At 69.6% G+C, this 20,521-nt stretch carries 17 protein-coding genes; 4 read left to right on the top strand and 13 right to left on the bottom strand.

From position 1 onward, the window contains the following. Positions 1–40 precede the first annotated feature (40 nt). The 8 genes from OG933_RS16195 to OG933_RS16230 all read right to left on the bottom strand — a co-directional run bounded on the left by OG933_RS16195 (position 41) and on the right by OG933_RS16230 (position 7,895). The gene (locus OG933_RS16195; protein WP_062641497.1) at positions 41–658 is read right to left on the bottom strand and encodes a response regulator transcription factor; all 618 of its coding nucleotides are present in this window, start codon (positions 656–658) and stop codon (positions 41–43) included. Continuing rightward, positions 655–1,854: a histidine kinase gene (locus OG933_RS16200; protein WP_362518292.1), complete on the bottom strand. Its 1,200-nt coding sequence runs from the start codon at positions 1,852–1,854 to the stop codon at positions 655–657. The genes OG933_RS16195 and OG933_RS16200 overlap by 4 nt, the downstream gene beginning before the upstream one ends. 5 nt (positions 1,855–1,859) lie before the next feature. Beyond that, positions 1,860–2,600 (bottom strand): ABC transporter permease, encoded by a 741-nt coding sequence (locus tag OG933_RS16205; RefSeq protein ID WP_405627591.1) that lies wholly within the window; start codon positions 2,598–2,600, stop codon positions 1,860–1,862. Further along, positions 2,597–3,532, bottom strand: a complete 936-nt coding sequence (locus OG933_RS16210; protein WP_362516978.1) for an ABC transporter ATP-binding protein — start codon at positions 3,530–3,532, stop codon at positions 2,597–2,599. Before OG933_RS16210 ends, OG933_RS16205 begins: the two co-directional genes overlap by 4 nt. A gap of 91 nt (positions 3,533–3,623) precedes the next feature. Then, complete coding sequence (locus OG933_RS16215; RefSeq protein ID WP_405627593.1) at positions 3,624–6,158, bottom strand: hypothetical protein; 2,535 nt, start codon at positions 6,156–6,158, stop codon at positions 3,624–3,626. A gap of 153 nt (positions 6,159–6,311) precedes the next feature. After that, complete coding sequence (locus tag OG933_RS16220) at positions 6,312–6,722, bottom strand: DUF6113 family protein (protein WP_362516984.1); 411 nt, start codon at positions 6,720–6,722, stop codon at positions 6,312–6,314. Then, positions 6,722–7,636: an N-acetyl-1-D-myo-inositol-2-amino-2-deoxy-alpha-D-glucopyranoside deacetylase gene (gene mshB / locus OG933_RS16225; RefSeq protein WP_405627595.1), complete on the bottom strand. Its 915-nt coding sequence runs from the start codon at positions 7,634–7,636 to the stop codon at positions 6,722–6,724. Before mshB ends, OG933_RS16220 begins: the two co-directional genes overlap by 1 nt. 64 nt (positions 7,637–7,700) lie before the next feature. Next, entirely contained in the window at positions 7,701–7,895 is a 195-nt protein-coding gene (locus OG933_RS16230) for a hypothetical protein (RefSeq protein ID WP_020127941.1), read from the bottom strand. 181 nt (positions 7,896–8,076) lie between these two features. On the opposite strand from OG933_RS16230, the gene OG933_RS16235 reads away from it, so the two are divergent. Further along, on the top strand, positions 8,077–10,194 hold the full coding sequence (locus OG933_RS16235) for a prolyl oligopeptidase family serine peptidase (RefSeq protein WP_405627597.1): 2,118 nt from the start codon (positions 8,077–8,079) through the stop codon (positions 10,192–10,194). A gap of 156 nt (positions 10,195–10,350) precedes the next feature. Here the strand turns inward: OG933_RS16235 and OG933_RS16240 are convergent, their stop codons facing one another. The 5 genes from OG933_RS16240 to OG933_RS16260 are packed head-to-tail and all read right to left on the bottom strand — an operon-like array spanning position 10,351 to position 15,987. Then, positions 10,351–11,439: an ABC transporter ATP-binding protein gene (locus OG933_RS16240; protein WP_405627599.1), complete on the bottom strand. Its 1,089-nt coding sequence runs from the start codon at positions 11,437–11,439 to the stop codon at positions 10,351–10,353. Then, positions 11,432–12,415, bottom strand: a complete 984-nt coding sequence (locus tag OG933_RS16245) for an ABC transporter ATP-binding protein (RefSeq protein WP_362516995.1) — start codon at positions 12,413–12,415, stop codon at positions 11,432–11,434. The genes OG933_RS16240 and OG933_RS16245 overlap by 8 nt, the downstream gene beginning before the upstream one ends. 7 nt (positions 12,416–12,422) lie before the next feature. After that, positions 12,423–13,433 carry an ABC transporter permease gene (locus OG933_RS16250; protein ID WP_362516998.1) on the bottom strand — a complete coding sequence of 337 codons (1,011 nt, stop codon included), beginning with the start codon at positions 13,431–13,433 and terminating at the stop codon, positions 12,423–12,425. After that, positions 13,426–14,349: an ABC transporter permease gene (locus OG933_RS16255; protein ID WP_362517001.1), complete on the bottom strand. Its 924-nt coding sequence runs from the start codon at positions 14,347–14,349 to the stop codon at positions 13,426–13,428. The genes OG933_RS16250 and OG933_RS16255 overlap by 8 nt, the downstream gene beginning before the upstream one ends. Before the next feature lie 6 nt (positions 14,350–14,355). Continuing rightward, the gene (locus OG933_RS16260) at positions 14,356–15,987 is read right to left on the bottom strand and encodes an ABC transporter substrate-binding protein (RefSeq protein ID WP_405627601.1); all 1,632 of its coding nucleotides are present in this window, start codon (positions 15,985–15,987) and stop codon (positions 14,356–14,358) included. 593 nt (positions 15,988–16,580) lie between these two features. Here OG933_RS16260 and OG933_RS16265 point away from each other — a divergent pair. The 3 genes from OG933_RS16265 (at position 16,581) to OG933_RS16275 (ending at position 20,493) form a co-directional block, all read left to right on the top strand. Beyond that, a complete protein-coding gene (locus OG933_RS16265) occupies positions 16,581–17,570 on the top strand; it encodes an ABC transporter permease (protein ID WP_267018562.1) in 990 nt (329 codons plus the stop codon). Between the two features lie 79 nt (positions 17,571–17,649). Continuing rightward, positions 17,650–19,410, top strand: a complete 1,761-nt coding sequence (locus OG933_RS16270) for an ABC transporter substrate-binding protein (protein WP_362518294.1) — start codon at positions 17,650–17,652, stop codon at positions 19,408–19,410. A 102-nt stretch (positions 19,411–19,512) separates the two neighbouring features. Beyond that, on the top strand, positions 19,513–20,493 hold the full coding sequence (locus tag OG933_RS16275) for an ABC transporter permease (protein WP_020127950.1): 981 nt from the start codon (positions 19,513–19,515) through the stop codon (positions 20,491–20,493). The last annotated feature ends 28 nt before the right edge of the window (positions 20,494–20,521 follow it).

Here is a 20,521-nt window from a genome sequence, read left to right on the forward strand (position 1 = left end):
GCCGGTGGGGGACGTCGGAGGCTGGTGGGGGCGCTGCCCCTCACAGCCAGCCCTTCTCCCTCGCGGTCCGCACCGCCTCGGCCCTGTTGCGTACCGCCAGTTTCTGTATCGCCGTCGACAGGTAGTTGCGGACCGTGCCCTGGGACAGATGCAGGGCCGCCGCCAGTTCCGCGTTCGTCGAACCGTCGGCCGCCGCGCGCAGGACCTCGCGTTCGCGGTCGGTGAGGGGGTTGGCGCCGCCCGCCAGGGCCGCCGCCGCGAGCGTGGGGTCGATGACCCGCTCGCCCGCCAGGACCTTGCGGACCGCCGCCGCGAGCTGCGCCGCGGGCGCGTCCTTGACGAGGAAGGCGTCGGCGCCGGCCTCCATGGCACTGCGCAGATAGCCGGGGCGGCCGAAGGTCGTGAGCACGACCAGCTTCAACCCCGGTAGTTCCTTGTGGAGTTGCGCGGCGGCCTCGATGCCCGTCGCGCCCGGCATCTCGATGTCGAGGAGGGCCACGTCGACGTCGTGCGCGCGGGCGGCCGCGAGGACCTCGTCGCCGCGCGCCACCTGGGCGACCACCTCGATGTCGTCCTCGAGGCCGAGCAGGGCCGCCAGGGCCTCGCGGACCATCGACTGGTCCTCGGCCAGCAGGACCTTGATCATGCCACCACTCATGAGCCGGATCCTACGTCCGGCACCGGGCCGGCCGGGACCCGGGCCGTCAGCCGGAAGCCGCGCCGGACGCGGCCCGCCTCCAGGGTGCCGCCGGCCTTCTCCAGGCGCTCGGTGAGGCCGGTGAGGCCGTTGCCGGGGCCCTTGCCGGAACCGCCGGACCCGTCGTCCTCGACGGAGAGTTCGAGGACGGGGCCGTCCAGGGTCTGGCGCCGCACCAGGTCCACCGTGCAGCGGGTGCCGCCGCTGTGCCGCACGACGTTGGTGATCGCCTCGCGCAGGGTCCAGGCGAGGGCGGACTCGCTCTCCTCGGGGACGCCGTCGAGGTCCGGTTCGGCGGGGATCACGGCGGTGATGCCGGCCGCCGTCAACGCGACCTGCGTGCCCGCGAGTTCGGCGGCGAGACGGGGCCGCCGATAGCCGGTGACGGCCTCCCGGACGTCCACCAGGGCCTGGCGGCTGACCTGTTCGATGTCGGCTACCTGCTGCGCGGCCTTCTCGGGATGGCCGGGGAGCATCCGGCCGGCCAGCTCGCTCTTGAGGGTGATCAGGGAGAGCGAGTGGCCCAGCAGGTCGTGCAGGTCCCTGGCCAGGCGCAGCCGTTCCTCGTTGGCGGCGAGCTGGGCGACCGTCGCGCGGGCCTTGCGCAACTCCACCGTCGTGCGGACCAGTTGGCTCACCCCGGTCATCGCGAAGCCGATGAGCAGGACCAGCAGGAGGAGGTTGAGCGCCTCGTCCTCGTCGGTGCGCAGGCCGACGAGGAGCATCACCGCGGCGGTGCCCGGGATCGTCCAGAACGCCACCCGCAGCGGGAGCACCATCCCGCAGGCCACGGAGACGTAGCAGTACAGGCCGAGCCAGGCGGAGCCGAGGGTGAGGCACAGGACGGTGGCGAGCACCGCCATGGAGCCGATCAGGGCGGCGACGAGCCTGTCGGGGTAGGGCGCGGCCCCCATGTCCCGGAAGAGCAGCGACAGGTAGACGGTGACGAACACCGCCAGGCCCAGCCAGCCGGCCACCGTGCCGCCGGTGGTGTGGTCGCCCGAGACGAGGTCGTGGACCGGCGAGCTGAGGAACACCAGCCAGACGCCGATCCACAGCACCTTGCGCCGCCACAGCTCGCGCGTCGTGCGGGCGGTCTGGCCCAGCGCGATCGGCGATCCGCCCCGGGCCTTCTCCGACAGCCGGTCGTCCGTCATGACGCTCACGCCTTCAGCGTGTCCTTCCGGTACAGCCAGGCCGCGCCGCCCGTGAACAGGGCGAAGAAGACGACCAGGATGACGATGTCCTTGGCATGCGGGGCCTGACTCTGCTCGATGGACTGCCCCAGGGCAGCGTACGCGTGCGTCGGCACCCACTTGGCTATGTCCTGGAGCCAGGTCGGGAAGGTCGTCGTCGGCATCCACAGGCCGCCGAGGATGGACAGGCCGAAGTAGGTGATCATCGTGATCGGGCGGACCGCGTCCCCGTTCGCGAGGTAGCCGATCGCCACGCCCAGGGCGGCGAAGACCAGGCTGCTGGCCCAGATCGCGCCGGTGAGGGCGCACCACTGCCAGGCGTCCAGCCGTACGTCCTTCACGGCGGCGGCGACGGCGAAGACCACGACGATGGACGGCAGGCTGACCACGGCCGCGCTCGCCGTCTTCGCCAGGACGTAACCGCGGCCCGGGAGCGTGGTCAGGCGCAACTGCCGCACCCAGCCGCTCTGGCGCTCCTTGGCGATGCGTTCGCTGTTGCCCATCAGGACGGCCGTGAGGGCGCCGAAGGAGGCCATCGAGACCATCATGTAGGTCGGCAGGGTCAGGCCCGTGCCGTCGACCTTCTCCGTGCCGTCGGCGCTGCCCGCGATGAGCAGGAACAGGACCGACGGGTAGATCACCGAGAAGAACAGGAACTTGCGGTTGCGCAGGGCGCGGGTGAGTTCCAGTCTGATCAGGCCGTTCACTTGGACTTCGCCTCCTCGGCGGTGGTGAGGGCGACGAAGGCCTGCTCCAGGCCGAGCCCGGCGACTTCGAGGTTGCGGGGGTAGAGCCCGAGGCCGTAGACCGCGTGGACGGTGGCGTCGGCGTCGGTGGACTGGATGCGGACGGTCCGGCCGGAGCCCGCGCCGGAGCCGCTGTGGGACACCGTCAGGCCGGTGAGGAACGGCAGGGCGCGCAGGGCTGCCTCGTCGATCCCGTCCGCCAGGTCGAAGGCGATCCTGCGCGCCCCCGCCTTGGCCTTGATCTCGGCCGCCGTGCCGTCGGCCAGGAGCCGGCCCCGGTGCAGGACCAGCACCCGGTCGGCGATGGCGTCGGCCTCTTCGAGGTAGTGGGTGGCGAACAGGACCGTGCGGCCCTGGTCGGCCTGCTCGCGCATGGTGGCCCAGAACGCCTGCCGGGTGGTGACGTCCATGCCGGTGGTGGGCTCGTCCAGGACGATCAGGTCGCTGTCGCCGGCGGTGGCGAGGGCGAACCGGACGCGCTGGGCCTGGCCGCCGGAGAGCTTGTCGACCTTGCGGTCGGCGATCTGGGTGACGCCCGCGCGGGCCAGCACATCGGCGACCCGGTACGGCTTGGGGTGCAGTCCGCAGGCCAGCGCGACCAGTTCGGCGACCGTGACCTCGTCCATCAGGCCGCCGCTCTGGAGCATCGCGCCGACCCGGCCGGCGACGATCGCCTCACGCGGGCCGGTGCCGAAGATGCGGACCGTGCCGCTGTCGGGCTGCTTGAGGCCGAGCAGCAGATCGAGGGTGGTCGACTTGCCCGCGCCGTTGGGACCCAGCAGCGCCACGGTCTCCCCCGGGCGCAGGGCGAGTGTCAGGCCATCCACGGCCCGCACGTCCCCGAAACTCTTGCTCACCTGGTCGAACCCGACCACCGGTGCTGTCGTCGTCATGACAGCGATCGTCGCCCCGGGGGCCGGGCGGGCGGCAGTGTCTGCCGTCCTCGGTGCCGCATGACAGATGTCATGCGGCACCGCCGTCGGATCAGCTCGGGTCGGTGTCGATGACCCCGGTCCGCTCCGTCTCGCTCTTCAGGGCCGGGCGCAGGGCGCTGATGACGTCCTGGACCGTGACGGCCGTCTTCTGGCCGGTGCCGCGGGTGATCAGCACACCGTTGAAGGTGCCGCCGTAGAGCTCCGTCAGCGCGGCCTGGTCGTAGCTCTCGACGAGCTTGCCGTTGACCGCCTTGACCTGGAGGAACTTCCAGAGGGAGTTCTTCGGGCTGAAGGAGACCGTGTGCGCCGCGTCGGTCATGACGGTGACCTTGCCGGACATCGCCGGTTCGGCGAACTCCTTCATCATCCGGTCGACCTCGGCGTCGGAGATCGTCGGCTGCTTGTCGGTCGTCGGGACCTTCACCCCGGCGGCCGTACCGGTCTCCACCTGGGTGCGATAGGCCTCGACGACGGCCTCCTGGGCCTGCGCCGCGTCGATGCCCTTGCCCGCCTTGCCGTAGACGGCGACGGCCTTGCCGGACTCGAACTTGATCGTGCCGTCGGTGGCCGAGCCGGAGCCGCCCGCGGCGGACTCGAGGGCCGCCTGGAGCTTCTCCTCGTCGACCGGCATCGCCGGCTCGACCTCACGGTGCTGCCCGAACAGCGAGCCGATCACGGAGACCGGGTTGTAGTCGCTCTTGGCGGCGTCGTCGACGGTGGCCTGCAGGTCGAACTGGAGGCCCGCCTGATCCGGCTTCAGGGTGACGGTGCCGCCGTCGACGGACAGCTTCAGTGCCTGGGTGACCCGCTTGCCGAAGGCGTCGTCGAGCTTCTTGACGGCGTCGTCGCTGGTGCCGCCGCCGACGTCGACGCCGAGCACGGTGGTGCCCTTGGGCACGTCGGAGTGGTTCATCAGCAGGCCGGCGCCGTAGAGGCCGATCCCCGCGACGACCACCAGGCCGCCCAGCAGGGGCAGCTTGCTGCGGCCCTTCTTCTTTTTCTTCTGGGAGTTCCTGGATTCGCCCGCGGGCGCGCTCTGCGGGGCCGGGGCCGGTCCCTTCGGCGGGGTGTGCGGCAGCGGACCGTCGGTGCGCGTACCGCCCTGGCCGCCGGGCACGACGGGGATGCCGCTGGTGACGGTGTTCCCGGAGACGTTGTCGACGGGACGGCCGCCGTAGCCGCCCGCGCCCGGTTCGGGGGCGGGCTTCTGCGGGGTGAGGATCGCGGTGTCGTCGCTCAGGCCACCGCCGGGGAGACGACCGGTGCCGGGGCCGGTGCCGGGGCCGGGGCCGGGGCCGGCGCCGAGGGCACGCGGACCGCCGGGACCTGCCTGGCCACCGGGGCCGGCCGGACCACCCGGACCGCCACGGCCGTTGGGGCCGCCGGGGCCACCAGGACCGGAGGGGGCGCCGGGCGGGCGGGTCACACCGGGAGCGCCGGGAGCGCCGTGCGGGACGCCGCCCATCGGAGGCACCATCGGGCCGTCGCCGGTGACCGGACCGCCGGTCGGGCCCGCGGGGCCGCCCTGCGGGCCGCCACGGCCGCCGGGACCGCCGGGTCCGTCCGGGCCGTTGAAGTCGTAGGAGCCGCCGGGACCGGCCGGGAGACCGCCCTGGGGGCCCGGGCCGTGCGCGCCGTTCGGCACGCCGAAGCCCTGCTGGCCGTACTGGCCGTTCTGACCCTGCCGGCCGTTCTGACCGTTGTCGGAGAAGTACGGCAGGTTGTCACGCCGCGGCTCGGCGCCGCTGGCGCCCTGCCCCGGCCCCGGTGCCGACCCCGGCCCCTGTCCCTGCACCGGCGGCTGGCCCGGCTGGCCCGGCCGCGGGCCGTTGCCGAGCGGGCCCGCGGCGAGTGCCTCGGTGACGTCGAAGGAGCCCGTGCCGCCGCCGTGTCCCGGAGCCACGGGACCGCCGGTGGCGCCACCGGGGACCCCGGCGCCGTTGGTGCCGCCGGGACGCGAACCGCCCGGCACGCTCATGGAGCCGACCACACCACCGGGACGTCCGTTGCCGGGCCGCGCGCCGCCGGGCGCACCTGCGCCGGTTCCGGCACCCGGTCCCGCCGCGCCGGCGGGGGCACCCGTGGGCGCGGCCGTACCGGCGGCGGAACCGCCCGGCAGACCGGCGCCGTTGGTGGAGCCACCGCCCTGCCCGCCCTTGCCCGGCCCGGACTTGCGGGGCGCGAACCAGTTGCTCGTCTCCGCGGCGGGCGCGGGTTCGGCGGGCAGCTCGAACGAGCCCGTGTCGGACGAGGAGTGGCCGACGGCGGGCGCGGACGGCGCCGACTGCGCGTCGGCACCGGCCTGGGCGTTGCCGTCGGGGCTGTCACCGCCCTTGCTCTCGGTGTCCGCGACGGGCGTGCGCATCACGACCGGCGGAATCGGCCGCGAACCCGGGATGTTGATGCGGATCCGGGTCGTCAGCGTGGTCTCGGTCTTGCGTTCCTCCGGCTGCGCGGACGAACGGCCCGCGTCCGCACCGCCGTCGGACACCACGGGGGTGCCGTACGGCGGCGTGCCCGAGGGGTATGCGGCTCCGCCGCGCCCGTTGGGCCCGGAGGACGGACTGTCAGTTTCACGACTCAAGGCAGGTTCTCCAGGTTGGCTCCGCCGCCCGCACGGCCTCACGGGCAGCTCGGCGGCGCGCACCACCATACTGGCCACTTCTGGCCCGTATCCCACGACCGCCGGGGAAACCCACACCGGACTCCCACGGGCACGCCACGGTGAAGTGGTACGTCACTTGCCAAGTCGGACGTCGCCGCCGACCGGTTGCCGCCCCAAACCAATGGTGGCGCAGATCACAGCAAGTGCCATGCCGCCGAGCAGGAAGAGGTACGAACCGCCTCCCGCGCCGAACAGGAAGTCACCCTCGGGACGGCCCGCCGTGCACAGGATGACGGAGATCATCCAGCCGGCGGCGGGCGCGACGGCCCCGGCGCGGCTGCCGAGTGCCCGTGCGCCGCCGAGGAACAGCCCGGCCGCGCCCACGAGCGCGAGGAGCAGTCCGCCCGGGAACCAGCCGGCCTGGACGAGCGCCCCCGCGAGACCGGTGACGGCGCCGAGCAGCAGGAGCCCCGCACAGGCGGCGATCCGTCCGGCGGGGGGCATCCGCAGCGGCTGGGCGAGCATCGAACCACGGTCGGCCATCACGCCACCTCCGTCGCGTCGCCCGTACCGGCGAACAGGTCGGTCTCCCTCTTCCCGGCGGGCTCCCCGCGTACGAGTTCGTAGTACTCGATCGGGAACAGGGGCTGCGCGAGCTCGTTGGAGAGGGCGAAGTACTGCTCGCCGGGGGCGACTTCGACCTGGGTGGCATGCGCGCGCATCGCGGCGGCCTTGGCGGCGGTGTGCGTCGGACCGCCCTCGATCGCGGCGGTGACCAGGCCGTCGTCCACCACGCCCGGCACGTCGGAGACGACGGCGCTCTTGGCGAAGGGCAGTCCCGGCAGTTCCTCCCGGAGCCGCGCGAAGGCGGCCCCGACGACGGAGCGCGGGACGCGGTTGACGTACACCTTCGGGATGCGCCACCCGGCGTCCTCGGCCAGCTCCGCGGCCCGCATGGCGACGCGGTGGGCCTGGATGTGGTCGGGGTGGCCGTAGCCGCCGTCGTCGTCGTAGGTGACGAGGACGTGGGGGCGCACCTCGAGGACGACCTGGACGAGGGACGCGGCGGCCTCGTCGACGTCGGCCCGCCAGAAGCAGGCGGGGTCGTCGTTGTCGGGGAGGCCCATCATCCCGGAGTCGCCGTAGCGGCCGGGGCCGCCGAGCAGGCGGAAGTCGTCGACGCCGAGTTCGGCCATGGCGGCGGCGAGTTCACCGCGCCGGTGCTCCCCCAGGGCGGCACCGGTCAGATGCCGCAGCTCCGGCGGGATGACCTCGCCGCGTTCACCGAGGGTGCAGGTGACCAGCGTCACATGGGCACCCTCGGCCGCGTACCTGGCCATGGTCGCGCCGTTGTTGATCGACTCGTCGTCCGGGTGCGCGTGCACCAGCAGCAGACGCCGAGCGGCGCGAGCTGGGGGTCCCCCCGGCCGGAGGTTGGGGGAGGGGAGTTCCGTCATGGGGCCAACCCTACGAGGCAGGACTACATCTCCCGCGCAGGGGCAGACGCAGGGTCGGCACGCGTCAGAACTTGATGCTGCCGATCATGCTCGCCACGCTCGTCGTCAGGTCGCTGATCGTGGGCGCGATCGTCGAGGAGGCCAGATAGAAGCCGAGCAGGATGCAGACGACCGCGTGACCGCCTTTCAGCCCCGACTTCTTGACCAGCAAGAAGACGATGATCGCCAGCAGCACCACCGCCGAAATCGAGAGTGCCACGGCGGTTCACCTCCAAGGACCCGGGAACGTGGGGGCAAAAGCAGAACAAGGGAACTTGTAAATCCATACATCAGCCAGCAGGTTCATACCCACACAGCGCTAGTGATCATAACTATGTGTGGGTGCGCATCTCGCGGCGCACAGCCGCACAAGGGGGTCGCATGGCCAATATGGTCGGAGGATGACGACCGAGTCCGACTCCTTCCCCCGCAGACACGCCCGCACCCAGCGTTTCACCCTCGGCGCGCCGCGTTCGTTCACGGTGGCCCCCGACAGCTCCCGGGTCGTGTTCCTGCGCTCCGGCTCCGGCACGGACCGCGCGGGTGCGCTGTGGGTCCTCGACCCCGCGGACGGCACGGAGCGCCCGGCGGCCGACCCGCGCGCCCTCCTCGGCGGCACCTCGGAGGACCTCTCGCCGCAGGAGCGCGCCCGCCGCGAGCGCAGCCGTGAGGGCGGCGCCGGGATCATCGGCTACGCCACCGACGAGGCCGTCGAGCTGGCGTCTTTCGCCTTGTCAGGGCGGCTTTTCACGGCGGAGCTGCGGGCCGGTACGGCGACCGAACTCGCGGTCCCCGGGCCGGTGATCGACCCCCGTCCGTCCCCCGACGGGCGGCTCGTCGCGTACGTCGTCGGGGGCGCCCTGCGGGTGGTGGGCGCCGAGGGCGACGGCGACCGGGCGCTGGCGGAGCCGGAATCGGACACGGTTTCCTATGGATTGGCCGAGTTCATCGCGGCCGAGGAGATGGGCCGCTCACGGGGGTTCTGGTGGTCTCCGGAGTCGGATCGACTGCTGGTCACGCGGGCGGACGACGCGCCGGTGGAGCGGTGGTGGATCGCCGATCCGGCCCAGCCGAAACGTGATCCACAACACGTGCCCTATCCGGCTGCCGGGACGGCCAACGCCGAGGTGCGGCTGTTCGTGTTCGGGCTCGACGGGGTGCGCACGGAGGTCGTCTGGGACCGGGCGCGCTATCCGTATCTGGCGCGAGTGCACTGGTCAGGGGCGGGGGCGCCGCTGCTGCTCGTACAGGCGCGCGACCAGCGCAGTCAGCTGTTCCTGGCGGTGGACACCGACTCCGGGGCGACCCGGATGGTGCACGCCGACGAAGATCGGATTTGGCTCGATCTTTTCCCTGGCGTGCCGTGCTGGAGCCCGTCGGGACAGTTGGTCAGGATCGCCGACGAGGGCGGCGCCCGGGTCCTGGCGGTCGGGGAACGTCCGCTGACGGGCGCCCAGTTGCATGTACGTGCGGTGCTCGACGTCACCTCCGACGACGTGCTGGTCGCCGCCTCGGCCGGGGCGGACGCCGCCGCGTCGGAAACCGGCGAGGTGCACGTCTACCGCGTCAACGAACTCGGCGTCGAGCGCCTCTCCCAGGAGCCCGGGGTGCACTCGGCGGTGCGCTCGGGGAACGTGACCGTCGTGGTGTCGGCGGTGCTCGACCGGCCGGGCAGCGTGGCGCGGGTACTGCGGGACGGGAAGCCGGCGGCGACTGTCCGGTCGTACGCCGAAGATCCCGGTCTGTCCCCCCGCGTACAGCTCACCGAAGGGGGCGCACGGCGTATCCCGTGCGCCGTGCTTATGCCTACGGACTACCCCGGTGACACCCCCCTGCCCGTGCTCATGGATCCCTACGGCGGCCCGCACGGGCCCCGGGTGCTCGCCGCGCACAACGCGCACCTGACCTCCCAGTGGTTCGCCGACCAGGGTTTCGCGGTGGTCGTCGCCGACGGGCGGGGCACCCCGGGCCGTTCCCCCGGCTGGGAGAAGGCGATCCATCACGACCTCACGGTCAGCCTGGACGACCAGGTCGAGGCACTGGAGGACCTGGCGAAGAGCCATCCCCTCGACCTCTCCCGGGTGGCGATCCGCGGCTGGTCCTACGGCGGTTGGCTCGCGGCCCTGGCGGTGCTGCGCCGCCCCGACGTCTTCCAAGCCGGCATCGCGGGCGCCCCGGTGACCGACTGGCGGCTCTATGACACCCACTACACCGAGCGCTACCTCGGCGACCCGGCCACCACCCCGGAGGCGTACGCGAAGAGCTCGCTCGTCACCGACGAGGGGCTCTCCTCACCCGCCGAACCCCACCGCCCGCTGATGATCGTCCACGGGCTGGCCGACGACAACGTGGTGGTCGCCCACAGCCTGCGGCTCTCCTCGGCCCTGCTGGCCGCCGGCCGCCCGCACGAGGTGCTCCCCCTGTCGGGCGTCACCCACATGACCCCCCAGGAACAGGTCGCGGAGAACCTGCTGCTGCTCCAGGTCGACTTCCTCAAGCGTTCCCTGGGCCTGACGTAGTGCCGTAGGCATGGCAACGGGCCGGGAGACATGGCGCTCCCGGCCCGTTTACGGCACCCGCACGGCCGTACGCTGTTCAGAGTGGCCCGTCCGTATATCGGAATCGGGTCGGTCAAGTTGCCTGTGTGTTAACGCGGTTGCTGAGCAAATGTGCTGCTATACACCGCCGTTGGTGTGATCATCCGGTGGTTCCTCCCGTGGTTCCTCCGGTGGGACCACCTGCTTCTCCTCCGCGAAGTGACATGCCGAGTCGTGTGCCGCCGGGCCGGTCGCGTGCCGGAACTCCGCCGGGACCGCCAGCACCGGCACCTCCAGCTCGCACCGCTCCCGCGCCTTCCAGCAGCGGGTGCGGAAGCGGCAGCCGGAGGGGATGTTCGTCGGGGACGGGACGTCGCCCGCCAGGATGATCCGCTCCCGGTGCTCCCGCGCCTCCGGGTCCGGAACGGGCACCGCGGAGAGCAGGGCCTGCGTGTAGGGATGCGTCGGATGGTCGTAGATCTCGGCGTCGCGGCCGATCTCCACGATCCGGCCGAGGTACATCACCCCCACCCGGTCCGAGATGTGGCGGACGATCGAGAGGTCGTGGGCGATGAAGAGGTAGGACAGGTCGAACTCGCTCTGGAGCCGGTCCAGCAGGTTGATCACCTGCGCCTGCACCGACACGTCCAGCGCGGACACCGGCTCGTCGGCGACGATCACCTCCGGACGCAGGGCCAGCCCCCGCGCGATGCCGATCCGCTGCCGCTGGCCGCCCGAGAACTGGTGCGGGTAGCGGTTGATGTACTCGGGGTTGAGCCCGACGACGTCCAGCAGGTCCTGGACCTGTCTGCGCCGGTCGCCCTTGGGCGCCACCTCGGGGTGGATCTCGTACGGCTCCCCGATGATGTCGCCGACGGTCATGCGCGGGTTGAGCGAGGTGTACGGGTCCTGGAAGACCATCTGGATGTTGCGCCGGACGGTCCGCAGCGCCTTGCCCGACAGGCCGGTGACGTCCTCGCCCTTGTAGCGGATCTCCCCCGCCGTCGGCTTCTCCAGGTTGACCAGCATCTTGGCGACCGTGGACTTGCCGCAGCCGGACTCCCCGACGATGCCCAGGGTCTCGCCGCGGTGAAGGGTGAAGTCGACGCCGTCGACGGCCTTGACCGCGCCGACCTGCTTCCTGAACAGGATGCCCTGGGTGAGCGGATAGTGCTTGACCAGCCCGGCCACTTCGAGGATCGGCTCGGCCGATGCGGAACTAGCCATGCAGGCACTCCCTCCAGAAGTGGCACGCGCTCGTGCGGTCCGCGTCGGACTCGTCGACCTCGTACAGCGGGGGTACGTCCCGGCGGCACACGTCCTGGGCCATCGGGCAGCGCGGGTTGAAGGCGCAGCCGGGCGGGATGTGCATGAGGTTGGGCGGCAGGCCCTTGATGGCGTAGAGCTCCTGGCCCTTCTGGTCCAGCCGCGGGATGGAGTCGAGCAGGCCTCGCGTGTAGGGGTGGGCCGGGGCCTTGTAGATGTCGTGGACCGGGGCCGACTCGACGATCCGGCCCGCGTACATCACCGCGATGCGGTCGGCCACGTCCGCGACCACGCCCAGGTCGTGGGTGATGAGGATCAGGCCCATGTGGTACTCGCGCTGGAGTTCCGCGAGCAGGTCCATGACCTGGGCCTGGACGGTGACGTCGAGGGCGGTGGTGGGTTCGTCGGCGATGATGAGCGCCGGCTCCAGGGCCATCGCCATCGCGATCATGATGCGCTGGCGCATACCGCCGGAGAACTGGTGCGGGTAGTCCCTGACCCGTTCCCGGGCGCCCGGGATGCGGACGCGGTCCATCAGCTCCACGGCCTTGGTCCGCGCGTCCTTCCGGGACATCCCCCGGTGCACGACGAACATCTCGCCGAGCTGGTCGCCGACCGACAGCACGGGGTTCAGGGACGACAGGGCGTCCTGGAAGATCATCGCCATCTCGGCGCCGCGTACCTTGCGGCGTTCGTCCTCCTTGAAGCGCAGCAGGTCCTTGCCGCGGAAGAGGATCTCGCCGCCGGTGATCCGGCCGGGCGGCACATCGAGGATGCCCATGATCGCCTGGGCGGTGACGGACTTGCCGGAGCCGGACTCGCCGAGCACGGCGAGGGTCTCGCCCGCGTCCACGCCGTAGCTGACGCCGTTGACGGCCCTGGCGATCCCGTCCCGGGTGCGGAACTCCACGTGCAGGTCGCGTACTTCGAGCAGCATCCGGCCGTCACCTCAGCTTCGGGTCGAGGGCGTCGCGCACCGCGTCGCCGAGCATGATGAACGCCAGGACCGTGAGGGCCAGGGCGCCCGAGGGCCACAGCAGGGCGTGCGGGGCGTTGCGGATGTAGGGCGAGGCGGCGGAGATGTCGATGCCCCAGGAGACGGTCGGCGGTTTCAGTCCGACGCCGAGGTAGGACAGGGTCGCCTCCAGCGAGATGAACGTGCCGAGCGCGATGGTCGCCACGACGATCACCGGGGCGACCGCGTTCGGCGCGATGTGCCGCAGCAGCAGCCGGGAATGGGTGGCGCCCAGGGCCCGGGCCGCCTGGACGAAGTCGTTCTGCTTGACGGTGATCACCGAGCCGCGGGCGATCCGGGAGATCTGGGGCCAGCCGAGCAGCACCATGAACCCGATGACCGGCCAGACCGTATTGCTGGTCACGACGGAGAGGAGGACCAGGCCGCCGAGGACGACCGGGATGGCGAAGAAGATGTCGGTGATCCGGGACAGGATCGAGTCCCCCGCCCCGCCGAAGAACCCGGCCAGACCGCCCAGCACGCTGCCGAGCAGGGCGACGCCGAGGGTGGCCAGGACACCGACCGTGACGGACGTCCGGGCGCCGTAGACGACGCGCGTGTAGACGTCGCAGCCCTGGCCGTCGAAGCCGAAGGGATGGCCCGGCTGGGAGCCCTCCTGGGCCTTGGCGAGGTCGCACTTGAGGGGGCTCAGCCAGGTGATCGCCCCGGGCCACAGGGAGATGAAGACCAGGAAGAGGATGACCAGGCCGGAGATGATGAAGACCGGGTTGCGGCGCAGGTCCCGCCAGGCGTCGGACCAGAGGGAACGGGCCTTCTCGGAGGGCCCGGTGCCCTGCGGTCCGCCGGGTGTCTTCTCGAGGGTCTCCCCCTCCGCGGTGGCCAGGTCCATCGCGCCGCCCATGCCGGTGTCGGCGATGGCTCCCTCCTCCGGGGTGCGGCCCGCGCCCGGCAGGTGCTCCGGCGGCATCGGCTCAGGCATAGCGGATCCTCGGGTCGAGTACGGCGTACAGCAGGTCGACGAGCAGGTTGGCCACCAGGAAGACCAGGACGAGGACGGTCACGAAGCCGACGACGGTCTGGGTGTTCTGGCGGAGGATCCCCTGGTAGAGCTGGAAGCCGACGCCGTGGATGTTGAAGATGCGCTCGGTGACGATCGCGCCGCCCATCAGGGCGCCGATGTCGGTGCCGATGAAGGTGACCACGGGGATGAGGGAGTTGCGCAGCAGGTGCCGGGTGACGACCCGGCGGCGGGGCAGCCCCTTGGCGACGGCCGTGCGGACGTAGTCGGACCGTCGGTTCTCCGCGATGGAGGTGCGGGTCAGCCGGGTGACGTACGCCAGGGAGACGGAGGCGAGCACCAGGCCCGGCACGATCAGCTCGCCGAAGGTGGCCTCCGAGGAGACCGACGGTTTGATCCAGCCCCATTCCACGCCGAGCAGCAGTTGGAGCAGCAGGCCGGTGACGAAGGTGGGGACGGAGATCACGACGAGGGTGAGCAGCAGGACCCCGGTGTCGACGGGCCGGCCGCGGCGCAGACCCGTCACCACGCCGAGGGTGATGCCGATGACGATCTCGAAGACGATCGCGACGATCGTCAGCCGGATGGTGACCGGGAAGGCCGTCGCCATCAGCTCGGTGACCGGCTGGCCGTTGAACGCCGTACCGAAGTCTCCGGTGAAGACGTTCCCCATGTAGGTCAGGTACTGCTGCCAGACCGGCTTGTCGAGACCGAACTCCTTCTTCAGCTGGGCGGCCGTGGCCGGGTCGCATTCCCGGTCACCGCACAGGCCCGCGATGGGGTCGCCCATCACGTTCACCATCAGAAAGATCAACAGCGTGGCACCGATGAACACCGGGATCATCTGGAGCAGACGCCGGATCACATACCGGCCCATGGCGGGTCAGCTGACCTTGATCTCGTTGTAGACCGGGACGGAGAACGGGTTGAGCTTGACGTTCGAGAGCCGCTCCGAGTAGCCGGCGCTGCCGTTCTGGTACCAGAGCGGGATGGCGGCCATGTTGTCGCGGACGACCTCCTCGGCCTGCTGGAAGATCTCCACGGCCTTGGCGGTGTCGGTCTCGGCGTTGGCCTGGTCGACGAGCTTGTCGAAGTCCTTGTTGGACCACTTGCCGTCGTTGGAGGAGGCGTTCGTGTAGTAGAGCGGCTGGAGGAAGTTCTGGATCAGGGGGTAGTCCATCTGCCACCCCGCCCGGAAGGGTCCGGTCATCTTCCGGTCACCGATCTGGGTGCGGAAGTCCGCGAACGTGCCGACCGGGTTGCCGACGCAGGCCTTGTCGTTGTCGAGGGCGTTGTTGATCGAGTTGCAGACCGCGTCGACCCACTGTTTGTGCGATCCGGTGTCCGCGTTGTATGTGATCTTGACCTGGCCGCCGGGCAGGCCGCCGCCCTCCTGGATGAGCTTCTTCGCCGCGGCGGGGTCGTACTCGCAGGCGTCCCCGCACAGGCCTTCCTTGAAGCCGCCCTCCTCGCCGAGCACCGGGGAGGTCCAGTCGGTGGCGGGGGTGCGGGTGTTCTGGAAGATCGTCTCGGTGATCTGCTTGCGGTCGATCGCGCGGGAGAGGCCGGTACGGACCTTGTCCGAGCCGGTGGTGTTCCACTTCTTGTCGTAGAAGGGGAAGGCCAGGGTCTGGATGATGCCGGCGGGGGTGTTCAGATAGCGGTCGCCGAGGTCGTTCTTGACGTTCTTGAGCTGGGCCGCGGGCACGTCGTCGACCAGGTCGAGGTTGCCGGCCAGCAGATCGGTGTAGGCGGTGTTGTTGTCGGTGTAGACCTTCAGGGTCACGCCGCCGTTCTCCGCCTTGTCGTCGCCGGGGTAGCCGTCCCACTTCTTCAGGGCCATCTGGGAGCCCTTGGTGTAGGAGTCGATCGTGTACGGCCCGTTTCCGATCGGTTTCTTCACCCAGTTCGCGTGGTCGGTGAAGAAGGCCTGCGGCAGCGGGGCGTAGGCGGGGTAGCCCAGGGTGTCGGGGAAGGTCGAGAACTTCTGCTTGAGCTTGACGGTGAAGGTCCTGTCGTTGACGACCTTGAGCCCGGACAGGACGTCGGTGGTCTGCGAGCCACTGGCGGGATGGGCCGCGGCGTAGCCGTCGATGTACTCGAAGAAGTAGGCGTTCTTCTGGTTGTTCTTCAGACTCGCCGCGTAGTTCCACGCGGTGACGAAGGATTTCGACGTCACTTTTTCGCCATTGCTGAACGTCCAGCCGTCCTTGACGGTGATCGTGAAGTTCTGGGAGTCCGTGGTCTCGATCTTCTCGGCCAGCATGTCCTCGGCCGCGCCGGTCTCCGGGTTGTACTTCTTCAGGCTGCGGAAGATCATGTCGAGGACCTTGCCGCCCTGCACCTCGTTGGTGTTGGCGGGCTCCAGCGGGTTCTGCGGGTCTCCCCAGGAGGAGCTGAGCACCGCGCCGCCGTCACCGCCGCCGCTGTCGCTCCCCCCGCCCCCGCACGCCGTCGCCGCGAGTGCTGCCGCCGCCGCGCATGCGGCCCACTTGGCGTGCGTGGCTCCACGCATGGATGCCTCCTCATTGACCGCGCTTTTACCTGAGCGCTGTGCCGTCAGCACCGAAGCACTGATCCATTACCAGTAAATATCAACTTAAAAGGTGCATGACGCACAGGGGCCGCGCCCAACGGGAGGCCATCGGAGGGCTATTCGGGGGACGGCGCGAGTGCGCCGGAGGCCGGCAGCAGGATCCTGGCGGGGGGTCGAAAAGGATCTTCTTCGCAGGTCACAATGGATCTTCGGTGCAGTGCGCAACGGATCTTCACCATCCGATGCCGAACCGTTGGATTGTGACCCCGAGATGTACGCATTCCGACACCCCGGCGTCCGAATATCGAACCCCTTGCCCGTTTCGCGTAGTTGGCCCGAATTCAGACACGGAACGATCACGGCGCGCTACACGCGTAGCTACGATATGGTCAAGCTCAGGTAAAGAAAGTAAAGAGAAAACCAAGGGAGACCAGAATTTATTGACCGTGAACGAATTGCGTTGAAAAAGTCCGGCGTAGCCCGTAGGGAGTGCCCTGCGGAGTCATCAGACCCTCCCGTGGGCCAGGAGCACCATGACCCCCCCAACTCCATCAGCGGCTGCCCCGCTTGAGGTGACCGACGAGAGCGTCGAGAAGTCGCCCACGCCCTCCACCCACAAGGGCAGCGAAGGCCGCTCCCCCGGACGGCTGGCGTGGAACCGCTTCAAGCGGGACCGCACGGGCGTCATGTCCGCGTGCATCGTGGGCTTCTTCTTCGTGATCGCCGTCGCCGCTCCGTTGATAGCCAAGCTGTACGGCAAGGACCCATACACCACGTACGCCAGTCAGCGCCCCGAGCTGCTGAACCCCTTCGCCTACCCGTCGGGTCCGAACGGCGGCATGAGCTCGGAGTTCTGGTTCGGCATCGAACCCCAGCTGGGGCGCGACGTCTTCACCTTCCTGCTCTACGCGATCCGCAACTCGCTGGGCATCGCGCTCGCCGCGACCGTGCTGACCGTGGTCGTCGGTGTGGTCATCGGCACCACCGCGGGCTATCTCGGCGGCAAGACGGACTATCTCGTGGGCCGGGTCATCGACATCCTGCTGTCGTTCCCCTCCACGCTCTTCTTCATCGCCTTCATGCCGGTCGTGTTCGGGCTCTTCGTCGCCCCCGACGAGGAGATCCCGACCTGGCTGCGGGCCACGGCTCTGATCATCGTCCTCTCCGCCTTCGGATGGGCGTCCATCGCCCGGCTGCTGCGCGGTCAGGTACTGGGCCTGCGTGAACGGGAGTTCGTCGAGGCCGCGAAGGTCACGGGTGCATCACCGGGGCGTATCGTCTTCAAGGAGCTGCTGCCCAACCTGTGGACGCCGATCATCATCCAGACCACGCTGATGCTCCCGGCGTACGTCACCGCTGAGGCGGGTCTCGCCTTCCTCGGAGTCGGCATGATCGACCCGACCCCGGACTGGGGCGTCATGATCGCGCGGGGTGCAAGTTTCTACACCGAGGACCTCACCTTCATGCTCTTCCCGGGCCTGTCCATGGTGATCTTCGTCCTCGCGTTCAACCTGCTCGGTGACTCGGTGCGTGACGCACTCGACCCGAAGTCCAAGCGCTAGCTCCGGCCCTCTTCAGGACCACGGCAAGGACGCCGGGGTGCCGGATCTCTCTCATCACTCCCACTTCAAGGCAGGCAGCATGTCCTTCTCGCGCAGAAACTTCCTCATCGCCACCGGTGTCGCCGCGGCGTCGACGTCGGTGCTGAGCGCGTGCAGCAGTGGCAACGAGGGGGGCTCCTCGCAGGACAAGGCCCCCAAGGTCACCGGGGCCAAGACCGTCGAGATCCCGGTCGGCACCAAGGCCGACTCCACCGGTCCGGCCGCCGAGGTGGCGGGCGCGGTCAAGGGCGGGACGATCTACTCGCTCCAGCAGTTCGACATGGACCACATGGACCCGGCGCAGATCTACGTCTCGACCGAGGCCGCCATCACCGTGCCGATCATGCGCGGTCTGACCGGTTACAAGCTGGACGCCAAGGGCAACGCCACCCTGGTCGGCGACGCCGCGACCGACGCCGGCACCATGAAGGACGGCGGCAAGACCTGGACCTTCACGCTGAAGGACGGTCTGAAGTGGGAGGACGGCGCCGAGGTCTCCTCGGACGACCTCCGCCACACCTTCGAGCGCATCTTCGCCGGCTTCATCACCGAGGGCCCGCGCTACGTCCAGGACTTCCTGGTGGGTGGCGACAAGTACAAGGGTCCGTACGAGGGCAAGAGCCTCGACTCCATCGAGGTCGACGGCAAGACCATCACCTTCCGTCTCAAGGAAGCCCGCGCCGACTTCAACTTCACGCTCGCGATGCGCGCTTACTCCCTGGTGCCCAAGAAGCACGACACCAAGGAGAAGTACGACAAGCAGCCGATCTCCTGCGGCCCGTACAAGGTCGAGAGCCGCAACATCGGCAAGTCGATGACCTTCGTGCGCAACGAGCACTGGGACCCGAAGACCGACGCGATCCGCAACGCCTACCCGGACAAGTACCTGTTCCAGATGGGCTACGAGCTGGTCGCCTCGACCGACCGCTGGATCGCTGACAAGGGCACCGACCAGTACGCGGTGCCGATCTTCAACGAGGTCGCGCCCGAGCGCATCGCCCAGGTCCTCACCAACGCCGAGCTGAAGAAGCGCGTCCTCACCGCGGTCGACACGGTCACCTACTACTGGCCGATCAACATGACCCGGATCACGGACCTCAAGGTCCGCCAGGCCATCAACTACGCCTGGCCGCACCAGCAGCTGCAGACCATCGGTGGCGGTGCCTACAGCCAGGAGATCGCCACCACGATCTTCGCCCCGGTGACCCCCGGCTACACCAAGTTCGACCTGTACGGCGTGGACAAGAAGCCGGGCGGCAACGCCGAGAAGGCCAAGGCCCTGCTGAAGGAGGCCGGCAAGGTCGGCCAGAAGCTGGTCATCGCCTACCAGCAGTCGGACACCGCGGTGAAGACCGCCGTCGCCATCAAGAACGCGCTGGAAGAGGCCGGCTTCACGGTCGTCAACAAGCAGGTCGACAAGTCGACCTTCTACACCCAGATCGGCAAGATCGACAACGACTTCGACCTGTTCGCGGCCGGCTGGAGCCCGGACTGGCCGAACGGTTACTCGCAGTTCTACCCCTGCTGGAGCGGCAAGAACATCGGCGACGGCCGCAGCAACTACGCCCAGCTGAACGACCCGAGCGTCAACAAGGCGATCGACGCGGCCTCCCAGATCGCGGACGTGGAGGAGGCCAACAAGGCCTGGGGCAACATCGACAAGATGATCATGGAGCTCGCCGCGGTCGTCCCGGACTACCACAAGATCCGCAACTACCTGTACGGCTCCAAGGTCGGCAACGTCCTGTGGGACAACGCCAACACCTGCGTCGCGCTCTGCAAGCTCTACGCCAAGAAGTAAGCGCACGCCTCCTGGGGGTGGCCGTCACCGCGGCCACCCCCCTGCGGCCCACCCCCCTCTCCTTACCGCGGCGACGGCGCCCCGTCCGGAAAGTCACGCCTCATGCTCCGCTTCCTTGTCCGCCGAGTCATCGGCGCGCTGGTCATTCTGTTGATCATCAGCGCCATCACCTTCTGGCTCTTCTACGCCGTGCCGCGTGACCCCGCCATGATGTCCTGCGGCAAGAACTGCACGCCTGAGAACCTCGCGCAGATCCGGAAGAACCTGGGCATCGACCACTCCATCCCGGTGCAGTACTGGTACTGGCTGAAGGGCGTCTTCGCCGGTCGCGACTACGCCGGTTACGGGTACTGCGACGCGCCCTGCTTCGGCTACTCCTTCGCCAACAACGTGCCGGTCTTCGACACGATCATGGACCGCCTGCCGACGACCCTCTCGCTCGCCTTCGGCGCGGCCGTCGTCTTCCTCGTCCTCGGTGTCGGCGCGGGCATGCTCGCGGCCCTCAAGCAGGGCAGGTTCCTGGACAAGTTCGCCAGCTCGGCGTCGCTGCTCGGCTCGTCGCTCCAGATCTACTTCGTCGGCTACATCGCGATGTACTACTTCGTCGCACAGCTGGGATGGCTCGACCAGCCGTCGTGGACGCCCTTCAGCGACGACCCGGTCGCCTGGTTCTCCGGACTGCTGCTGCCCTGGCTGGTCCTGGCGATCATCTTCACCGCCAACTACACCCGTATGACCCGCTCGCAGCTCGTGGAGCAACTGAGCGAGGACTACGTCCGTACCGCCCGCGCCAAGGGCCTGTCCCGGGCGAACGTGTTCTTCCGGTTCGCCTGGCGCGGCGCGATGGGCCCCATCGTCACGGTGTTCGGCATCGACCTCGGCACGCTGATCGGCGGCGCCATCATCACCGAGCAGACCTTCAGCCTCCCGGGCATCGGCCGGCTCGCGGTGAAGTCCGTCGACCAGAGCGACCTGCCGATGCTGCTCGGCGTGACCCTCCTGGCGGCCGGTGCGATCGTGTTCTTCAACATCATCGTCGATGCCGTCTACGCTCTCATCGACCCGCGGATCCGGCTCGCCTGACCTCCGCCAAGCCCCCTACCTCTCGCAT

Origin of the sequence: Streptomyces sp. NBC_00016, assembly GCF_045040885.1 — a bacterium.
Lineage (GTDB): Bacteria > Actinomycetota > Actinomycetes > Streptomycetales > Streptomycetaceae > Streptomyces > Streptomyces coriariae.

What these genes read in the sequence shown, in the direction of transcription:
- OG933_RS16195 (WP_062641497.1), bottom strand. Translation starts at nt 658, where the DNA reads ATGAGTGGTGGCATGATCAAGGTCCTGCTGGCCGAGGACCAGTCGATG.
- OG933_RS16270 (WP_362518294.1), top strand. Translation starts at nt 17,650, where the DNA reads ATGTCCTTCTCGCGCAGAAACTTCCTCATCGCCACCGGTGTCGCCGCG.
- OG933_RS16220 (WP_362516984.1), bottom strand. Translation starts at nt 6,722, where the DNA reads ATGGCCGACCGTGGTTCGATGCTCGCCCAGCCGCTGCGGATGCCCCCC.
- OG933_RS16250 (WP_362516998.1), bottom strand. Translation starts at nt 13,433, where the DNA reads ATGCCTGAGCCGATGCCGCCGGAGCACCTGCCGGGCGCGGGCCGCACC.
- OG933_RS16260 (WP_405627601.1), bottom strand. Translation starts at nt 15,987, where the DNA reads ATGCGTGGAGCCACGCACGCCAAGTGGGCCGCATGCGCGGCGGCGGCA.
- OG933_RS16235 (WP_405627597.1), top strand. Translation starts at nt 8,077, where the DNA reads ATGACGACCGAGTCCGACTCCTTCCCCCGCAGACACGCCCGCACCCAG.
- OG933_RS16245 (WP_362516995.1), bottom strand. Translation starts at nt 12,415, where the DNA reads ATGCTGCTCGAAGTACGCGACCTGCACGTGGAGTTCCGCACCCGGGAC.
- OG933_RS16210 (WP_362516978.1), bottom strand. Translation starts at nt 3,532, where the DNA reads ATGACGACGACAGCACCGGTGGTCGGGTTCGACCAGGTGAGCAAGAGT.
- OG933_RS16240 (WP_405627599.1), bottom strand. Translation starts at nt 11,439, where the DNA reads ATGGCTAGTTCCGCATCGGCCGAGCCGATCCTCGAAGTGGCCGGGCTG.
- OG933_RS16275 (WP_020127950.1), top strand. Translation starts at nt 19,513, where the DNA reads ATGCTCCGCTTCCTTGTCCGCCGAGTCATCGGCGCGCTGGTCATTCTG.
- OG933_RS16200 (WP_362518292.1), bottom strand. Translation starts at nt 1,854, where the DNA reads ATGACGGACGACCGGCTGTCGGAGAAGGCCCGGGGCGGATCGCCGATC.
- OG933_RS16255 (WP_362517001.1), bottom strand. Translation starts at nt 14,349, where the DNA reads ATGGGCCGGTATGTGATCCGGCGTCTGCTCCAGATGATCCCGGTGTTC.
- mshB (WP_405627595.1), bottom strand. Translation starts at nt 7,636, where the DNA reads ATGACGGAACTCCCCTCCCCCAACCTCCGGCCGGGGGGACCCCCAGCT.